This is a genomic window from Caballeronia sp. (assembly GCF_049581465.1).
Classification (GTDB): Bacteria; Pseudomonadota; Gammaproteobacteria; order Burkholderiales; family Burkholderiaceae; genus Caballeronia.
In genome coordinates this window covers 1-1,767 of the sequence record NZ_JBAUSA010000041.1, presented here as the reverse complement: position 1 = coordinate 1,767, position 1,767 = coordinate 1, and the positions used below count along the sequence as shown (strand labels likewise).

Annotated in this window: 2 pseudogenes; both read left to right on the top strand. The window is 59.2% G+C overall.

Going from position 1 to position 1,767, the window contains the following annotated elements:
- The first annotated feature begins 18 nt into the window (after positions 1 to 18).
- Positions 19 to 406: pseudogene (locus WCA53_RS00835) on the top strand (amidohydrolase family protein).
- A gap of 269 nt (positions 407 to 675) precedes the next feature.
- Positions 676 to 1,767 (top strand): annotated as a pseudogene (locus WCA53_RS00830) (hypothetical protein); the annotation flags it as partial.

The following is a 1,767-nucleotide window of genomic DNA, read 5'->3' as shown; positions in this document are numbered from 1 at the left end:
CATAGCGGCCATTCGGGCATGGGCTCGGGTATGCGCGGGGGCGGCGGACTGCGCCTGAAGTATTCGGAACCGATTCATCTCGACCACGTCGCCGCCGACTTTCCCGACATGAAGATCGTCATCGCGCATCCGTCGTGGCCGTGGCAGGAGCAGGCGCTGTCGATCGCCTTGCACAAGCCGAACGTTTATATCGATCTGTCAGGCTGGTCGCCGAAGTATTTTTTCGCCGGAACTGATCAAGTACGCCAACACGCTGCTCAAGCGCAAGATGCTATTCGCGTCAGACTTTCCGCTGATCCGCCCGGACCGATGGCTCGAAGATTTCCGCACCGTGGATTTCCGCCCGGAGGTGCATCCGCTCATCCTGAAGGAGAATGCGGTTGAACTGCTCGGACTGGCCGCGTAACCGTCGGTGCACTCAGACTCGCGTTGGCGCGCATTGCCAAGCCGCCCAGGAGTGCCTTCGACGCGCTCGTGCACGATCGTCCTATCGTTTGACCGGATCGTCCTAACGCGCTCAAGTCCTGACGGCGTACGCTTCGTACCATGTCAGGCGGCGCATACATGACTGCCCTGTTGGCATCGAAGCCATTCGACAGCGGGCTTCGGTTATCTTGCGTCAGTTGTAGGTGGCCATCGCGGCTGCCGGTCGTGCCGCGGCGGAGGTAGACAAACATGGCAAACCCAATTGGGGAGCACGCTCCGGGCGCACGTCCGGCGGACTGCTGGAACTATTCAGGCACCCACGTTGCCGCATTGCTCGACGACTGCAGCAGGATGCTGACTTACGCGACCGACCGGGGTATATCCGTCGCTGAAAAGGATTCCAAAAACGTGGCGCTTGCAGGGGAGGCGTTCGCGCGCGGCAGGTGGACCGACAAGATCGAGTGCGATCTGTACACGACGAAGAGTAAGCTCGCGTCAGCGATCAAGCCAGTTACGACAGAGACACTTGCTCCCGGCGCATTGAATGACGCGCGAAAATCCACGCGATTCTACTTTAAGGCGACGCTCGCGATCGCCAGCATCCTGGTACCGCTTTCGATGGTTGTTTTCGCGAATGCGAAGCTTACGAGCAGCACCAAGGCGCTCATCGAACAAAACGACAAGATGGCCGTGGCGTTGTACAACGAACTGGAAGATCATCGCGACAAGATTATCGACGCAAGAAATGAACACATCAAGACCGCCGATACTTCTCCCTCGCATGTGTCCTCGGCATCGGGCGTACGTGTCGTCAAACGGAAAGACACAAGCACTGGCAGCGCGACGGCCATGAACGTCAGTGCGACGACCACAACCTGCTCTCCGTCCAAGACTTCGCTGAAGGACACAGCAGATGAACCGGGCATGGATGCCGACGAGAGGCTGGCCGACACGCCGGCCGCGCTGCTGATCAAGGAGCAACTCCAGGAATTTGCCCGCAACAATCGGTCGTTGTATGCACAAACGAGATGGTTGAGTCGCCTGAATTGGGCATCGTTTCAGAACGTCTATGCGTCGCCCTGGATGGTCAACGCAGGGACGCTGCGAGAGAATCTGGAATTGCGCCTGCCTATCCTGACCAGGCCGTACCGGTCGATGAAGTGCGACGCCTGTTCGGACGCAGAGGCCAACAAGCCGGAACATGCAATCGACGATGGCCTGCAAAAACTCGCCGTCTATCAGGATATCCGCGCGATGGCGCAGGACGCCCAGCGCACGAGCGACATCATGTGGGCCGCAATCACGACCTACATCCTGCCAGTCCTGTACGCGGTGCTGGGT